The organism is Flavobacterium bizetiae, assembly GCF_902804475.1.
In the GTDB taxonomy this organism is placed as follows: Bacteria; Bacteroidota; Bacteroidia; order Flavobacteriales; family Flavobacteriaceae; genus Flavobacterium; species Flavobacterium bizetiae.
The window spans coordinates 46,007-52,889 of record NZ_CADCSU010000105.1 but is presented as its reverse complement, the minus strand read 5'-3'; the positions used below and the strand labels follow the sequence as shown (position 1 = coordinate 52,889).

At 33.3% G+C, this 6,883-nt stretch carries 5 protein-coding genes; 4 read left to right on the top strand and 1 reads right to left on the bottom strand.

The features are described 5' to 3' along the window. The first annotated feature begins 313 nt into the window (after nt 1–313). The gene (locus FLACOL7796_RS14350) at nt 314–1,831 is read left to right on the top strand and encodes a helicase HerA-like domain-containing protein (RefSeq protein ID WP_173971452.1); all 1,518 of its coding nucleotides are present in this window, start codon (nt 314–316) and stop codon (nt 1,829–1,831) included. 194 nt (nt 1,832–2,025) lie between these two features. Here FLACOL7796_RS14350 and FLACOL7796_RS14345 read toward each other — a convergent pair whose 3' ends face one another. Next, nucleotides 2,026–3,369, bottom strand: coding sequence for an FAD-dependent oxidoreductase (locus tag FLACOL7796_RS14345; protein ID WP_173971451.1), 1,344 nt, complete (start codon nt 3,367–3,369; stop codon nt 2,026–2,028). A gap of 411 nt (nt 3,370–3,780) precedes the next feature. On the opposite strand from FLACOL7796_RS14345, the gene FLACOL7796_RS14340 reads away from it, so the two are divergent. The 3 genes from FLACOL7796_RS14340 (at nt 3,781) to FLACOL7796_RS14330 (ending at nt 6,883) form a co-directional block, all read left to right on the top strand. Next, nucleotides 3,781–4,452 (top strand): hypothetical protein, encoded by a 672-nt coding sequence (locus FLACOL7796_RS14340; RefSeq protein ID WP_173971450.1) that lies wholly within the window; start codon nt 3,781–3,783, stop codon nt 4,450–4,452. 38 nt (nt 4,453–4,490) lie between these two features. After that, the gene (locus FLACOL7796_RS14335; RefSeq protein ID WP_173971449.1) at nt 4,491–5,297 is read left to right on the top strand and encodes a helix-turn-helix domain-containing protein; all 807 of its coding nucleotides are present in this window, start codon (nt 4,491–4,493) and stop codon (nt 5,295–5,297) included. Nucleotides 5,298–5,374: 77 nt separating this feature from the next. Beyond that, nucleotides 5,375–6,883: a serine hydrolase gene (locus FLACOL7796_RS14330; RefSeq protein WP_173971448.1), complete on the top strand. Its 1,509-nt coding sequence runs from the start codon at nt 5,375–5,377 to the stop codon at nt 6,881–6,883.

Sequence of the window (6,883 nt, the reverse complement as noted above, 5' to 3'; positions counted from 1 at the left end):
AATTTATACGTTTAGTTTAAATAAAAAAACTTTTTTTAATTTAATTGAAGCAAATTTAACGTCAATTTAAAAAATATCTCATTAAATTGCCGGCGTCATTTTTTAGATAAAACAAAAAAAAGGGCTATTAATGGGAAAATTACAACGTTTTAGTAAATATTCAAACATTCTTTTGATATCTTCTTAAAAAGTTGCGAAATTATTTTTTATATAATTTTCAGCCCATAAAAGCTTTTTCTTACTAAAAAAAACGAACGCAAAATGTTAAAAAACCAAGCAATACTCTTATAATCATCTAAATTACAATAAAAACATGAATAAAAAGGACAATTTCATTCAGGAAATAAACAATGGTTATTCCTCTAAAGGCGACAGTATAACTTTAGGCGGAGCCATTCTTGACGGAGAACCGCTTGCCGAAGCTCATGTCAAAATTCCTTTAAAAACCTTAAACCGCCACGGATTAATAGCCGGCGCTACCGGAACCGGTAAAACAAAAACGATCCAGGTTTTTTCTGAACAATTGTCAAATGCCGGAATTCCTGTTTTAATGATGGATATAAAAGGGGATTTTAGCGGAATTGCAGAAGAAGGTAAAGAAGAGGGTTTTATTACTGAAAGACATGCCAAAATAAACATCCCATATAACGTTGCTTCATTTCCGGTAGAACTAATGTCTTTATCCAAACAAAACGGAGTTCGTTTAAGAGCTACCGTATCTGAATTTGGTCCTGTTTTGTTTTCGCGAATTTTAGATTTAAACGATACTCAGGCTGGCGTTGTTGCTGTTATTTTTAAATATTGCAACGACAACAACATGCCTTTACTTGATTTAAAAGACATCAAAAAGGTTATTAATTATATTACTGAAGAAGGAAAAGAAGAAATCTCTGCCAATTATGGCAAAATTTCGACCGCTACTACGGGAACTATTCTGAGAAAAATAATAGAATTAGAACAACAAGGCGGTGATATATTCTTTGGTGAATTGTCTTTTGACATTGAAGATTTGATGCGAATTGATGAAAACGGAAAAGGATATGTAAATATCATTCGCTTAACTGATATTCAGGATAAACCAAAATTATTCTCGACATTTATGTTGAGTTTATTGGCCGAAATTTATCAAAAAATGCCTGAAAAAGGAGATGTATCTCAACCTGAATTAGTTATTTTTATAGATGAAGCGCATTTAATTTTTAATGAAGCCAGCAAAGTTTTGCTAGAACAAATTGAAACCATTATAAAACTGATTCGTTCGAAAGGTGTTGGCATCTATTTTGTAACCCAAAATCCTATGGATGTCCCAAGTGGCGTTTTGGCGCAATTAGGATTAAAAATTCAGCATGCTTTAAGAGCTTTTACAGCAAATGACCGTCAGGCGATCAAGAAAACAGCCGATAATTATCCTACTTCTCAATATTACAAAACAGATGAATTATTAACAAGTCTGGGAATTGGTGAAGCTTTGGTTACAGCCTTAAACGAAAAAGGGATTCCAACGCCACTTGTTGCCACAATGATGCGTGCCCCAATGAGCCGAATGGATGTTTTAACTTCTGACGAAATTAATACCATCAATAGCAAATCGAAACTGGTTAAAAAATATGCCGAAGAAATTGACAGCGAAAGTGCCTACGAAATTCTAAACAAAAAAATTGCCGATGCTCAGCAAGCAAGCGCGCAACAAGAACAACAAACACCAACCAAATCATCAAAAGCTGAACCAAGCACTACAGAAGTTGTTACAAAATCAGTTTTGAAAGTAGTCACAAGTGCTACTTTTATTCGTGGTGTTTTTGGCGTTTTATCCAAAATTTTTAAGAAATGATCTAAATAAAATTTAAACCATATAAGTTATTTAAGTCAATATAATGTTTTGCGCATAAATTAAACAAACTTATATCGCTATTTTCGTTTAAACGTCTTATTGTCAAACAAATAAAATCCGACACATTTCAAAAATCTGTCGGGTTTACTATTTATAAATTAAATGAACTTATAAAACTTATATGGTTCAAAAAACTATGAATTTTCTAACAACTCCAAAATCTTATTTTCGATTTCGGGCGTGTTCCAGATATTTTCGATATTCTCTGTTCTTAAAACCTCTTCCATAATTCCGTTCTGGAAATCACCAATAGCCAAAGCCTCGGCATACGGGCGATCACTAAAGGTAACACGACTATAAAGCGGAATCCATTTGTCAGGATGTTTATCAGAGAATGCTTTTTCTATTTTCTTTTGCAGCAAGAATTTTTCATCAGCCGTTTTTGTACTCATTTCCATGAAATTTCTATACGAAAGTTCCGCAATCGCATCAGCATTTGGCTTACGGGAAATTTGATACTCAGAGAAAATCTTCTTCCAGTTATCACCATATTGCTCAATCATTTCATATAAAACCGTGATATCTTCAAATCCCGCATTCATACCTTGTCCGTAAAACGGAACAATGGCATGACAAGCATCACCAATTAAAGCAATTTTATCTTCATAAGTCCAGGGGAAACATTTCATGGTTACCAAAGTACTCGTTGGATTTTTAAAGAAATCTTCAGCCAATTTCGGAATCACTTCAATCGAATCCGGGAAGTTTTTCTCAAAAAAATCCTCAACCATTTTACGATCAGTAAGACTTGCAAACGAATTTTCACCCTCGAAAGGCATAAATAAAGTACACGTAAAACTTCCATCAAGATTAGGAAGCGCAATTAGCATATATTCTCCACGAGGCCAGATATGAAAAGAATTCTTATCCAGTTTATGAGTCGCATCAGCATTTGCTGGAATATTCAATTCCTTATATCCCATGTTCAAAAATTCCTGCGAATAATTAAACATACTCTGGCGTTGCATTCTATGACGAATTCTCGAAAAAGCACCATCGGCACCAAAAACCATATCATATTTTATCTCCTCCCACTCGCCTCTTTCGGTTTCGCCAATATGCAAAGTCGCATCACTTAGCGTAACATCCCAGATTTTTTGGTCAAAATAAAATTCGGCACCAGCTTGTTCCGCGAGGTCGATCATTTTCCTGTTCAGCGTTCCGCGCGAAATCGAATAAATCGATTCGCCTTCCTGCCCGTAGTTCTGAAAATTGAGTTTATCGACCAAATGAATGGCGCGTTTGTCCATCGGAATCGCGATTTCACGAACCGAATCGCCAACGCCAACGCCATCAAGCGCTTTCCATCCACGATTAGACATGGCCAAATTGATAGAACGACCCGAAAAATTAATTTTGCGAATATCAGGACTACGATCATAAACATGAACGGTGTGACCTGCTTTTTTGAGATAAATTGCCAATAGTGATCCTACCAATCCAGAACCTACAACAGCAATTTTTAGTGGAGTTTGCATCAAGAAAAATCTAAATATAAGATCGTAAAAATAAGTAATAAATACACAACAGCTTTAAAATAAAACAAATATTTAGACTAATTCGTGATAATTATTTGGGCATGACCCGCCGAAAAAAGCGGGTCGGGCTTTCGGCTTTATTCCCAATTAACAAAAACTACGGCTAAAAAGCCTTGTTTTTCTAAATCGGGAGATACCGCCTCAAATGCAATTCACTGAACTCCGCTGACAATAAAATAATGTGAAGTAATCCCTCATGCAAGTCTCGTTTTCATAACAAATTCTGGTTTTTAATGATTTATTAGAAATATCGAAAAGTCAATTTTCACTAGAATATATAATCTAAAGAAACGCACAGTTGCAAAGTTTTTAATTTGTATTTTCGTTGGATAAAAGAAAACCGTTAATCTTATGAAAGATTGTGAATTATCAAATATTGACATAGAAGAAATCGAATGTTTTCTTGAAGAAATTGAGAAGTCCTTTAAGGTTCACTTTTTGAATAATGAATTAATTCATATTACAAAATTTGGCCAACTTTGCGATTATATTACAAATAAAATAGAACTTGAAAATTGCAGTAATTGCACTAATCAACAAGCCTTTTATAAACTTCGTGAAGCAATTGCAATTATTTTAAATATTGAAAAAAGAACCATAACCTTAAATCAGCCACTTACTGATCTTTTCCCACGCAAAACAAGAATTACAGATATTAAAAAACTAGAAACTTATTTGGGTTTTAAACTAAATATTTTACGCCCTCACCATTGGTTATCTATAATCTTTTCTGCTTTATTCACCATATCTTTTGTTGCTCTTTTTTTTATTTTGCCAATCGGATTGTTAGGTATCTTGATTTCTATAACCGGATTTAAAATCTCACACGAGAATGGAACCGAGTTAAGTCTAAAAACTATCAGAGAAATAGTTAAAAAAATGACCAGAAAGAATTACCTCGAATCAAGAAGAAACCAAAACACCTTTAATAAAAACGAAATAGAAAATGTATTAATTGATTGGTTTAGTAATCAATTTGATTTAGACAAAACGAAATTAACCCGAGAAGCAAAATTATTTTAACTACAATAAAAGCTTAATAAGCAAACACTATACTCAAAATGAACCTCTACTCCGAACATTACGTAAGTCCGAAAACTGAAAGGTTCGTCAATAAAATTTGGTGTCTCGATAACAGCATCGGCGAAAGCCTGATCGAGAATAAACTTGTTTTACCCAATGGTTGTTTTAATCTGGCAATTGTTAGTGGAAATGCCATAGAAGTTCATACAAGCAAAAATAAATACACAATGAATGAAGGTTTTTACTTTTGTTCGCAAATGACTAATAAAGTTTTGGTTAATATTCAGCCTAAAACTAAAGTTACCATTATTCAATTGCATAGCTGGACACTTTCGTTTTTTCCAAAATATGATTTGAATAATTTTTCAGATGCCATTATCAAAATTGATGATGCCGAATTGCCTTTTCAAAACAAAATCGAAGTTGGTTTAAACAGTGATATTTCGCCATTATTAAACACCATTAATTCTTATTTTGAAGATTTAAATGTTTTAAATACTACTAAAACCATAGTTGAAAAAATCTGCGAACTCATTAAACTTCACCATGAAGAAATCACGGTTTCGGAAATTGGAAAAACATTAAATTCTTCGCAAAGATCGCTTCAAATTAAATTCAAAATTGCAACCGGACTTACGATCAAAAATTATATTCAGATTTTAAAATTCAGAAAATCTGTAGACCAAATGGTACATTCTGATTTAGAAAAATTAAAACTGACGGATGTTGCGCTTTATAATAAATATTTTGACCAGTCGCATTTTATAAAAAAGTTTAAAGATGTGACGAAGACCACTCCAAAAATGTTCAATTCTGATTCTTATTTTCTTTCTAAAAAAAGATAATATTCGCATTTGTACAATTTTGTCGTTACTATTTGCTGTACTATTGCAAAATCATCAATCAATCAAATTAATCAAAAATGAAAATCAACAAATCATTTTTCCAGTTAAAAGTAATTTTAGTTGGAATACTGCTGCTCCAATTCCATATTGGATTTTCTCAGGAAGAAAAAAACTCTAAACTGTACAAAGCCATTATGTCAAAAGACAGTCTTTTGTTTAACATCGGGTTTAATACCTGCGATGTATCACAATTCGAAAATTTACTAAGCAACAATTTCGAATTCTATCATGACAAAGACAGTATTCAAGACAGAACTTTATTTCTAAAAAACATTAGAAAAGGTTTATGCAGTTCAACCAAAACCTATCAAGCGCGAAGAGATTTGGTACCAGGCAGCACCGAAATTTATCCGTTGTCTAAAAATGGCGTTTTATATGGCGCGTTGCAAATTGGAATTCATCAGTTTTTTGAATCTACGCCGGAAGGAAAAGACAAATTTGGCAGCACGGCAAGATTTACTCATGTCTGGATTTTAGAAAACGGAATCTGGAAACTAAGACGATCCTTTAGTTACGATCATCAGGAGACCAATACCGCAGGAACGAAATCAAGTATTTTTGATAATGATTCTGAAATTGAAAAATGGTTACAGCAAAATAACGTTCCAGCTCTTGGACTTGGCATTATCAATAACGGAAAATTGCAGCAAATAAAAGTATTTGGCGAACTTAAAAAAGGAGTTACAGCACCTTACAACACCATTTGGAATGTTGCTTCGTTAACCAAACCTGTAACGGCAATGGTAGCTTTGAAACTCGCAAGTGCAGGAAAACTGAATTTAGACGAACCTTTATATAAATACTGGACAGATCCGGATATTGCAAAAGATGCTAATACTAAACTTTTAACGGCAAGAATTATTTTAAGTCATCAAACCGGTTTCCCAAACTGGAGATTTATGAACGAATCCGGTAAACTTGATTTTAAATTTAAACCCGGAACAAAATATCAATATTCAGGAGAAGGACTTGAATATTTGAGAAAAGCGCTGGAAAAGAAATTCAACAAAACATTACCACAATTAGCCGATGAATTGATTTTTAAACCGCTAAAAATGACGGATACGAAATTTGTCTGGAATGATATTACCGATGTTTCAAGATTAGCAATTGGATATGACAATAAAGGAAATGCTTACGAACCTACTAAAAATAAAACCGCAAATGCTGCCGATGATTTATTAACAACAGTGCAAGATTACGGAACATTTTTATGCAGCGTAATGAATAGCGATGGCTTAAGTAAAAAAGTATTTGATGATATGATTTCGCATCAGGTCGAGACGAAGAAAAATAAATATTTTGGACTTGGTTTCGAAATATACGATTTAGGAAACGACAATTATGCGCTATCACATGGCGGAGCAGATCAAGGCGTTCAAACCATTGTTTTACTATTACCAAAAACAAAACAAGGGCTGATTATTTTTACTAATGTTGACGATGGTTACAAAATCTACGAAAAGATAGTAAACCATTATTTGGGAGAGAACGGAAAGAAAATAATTGAAATTGAAACGAAGTAA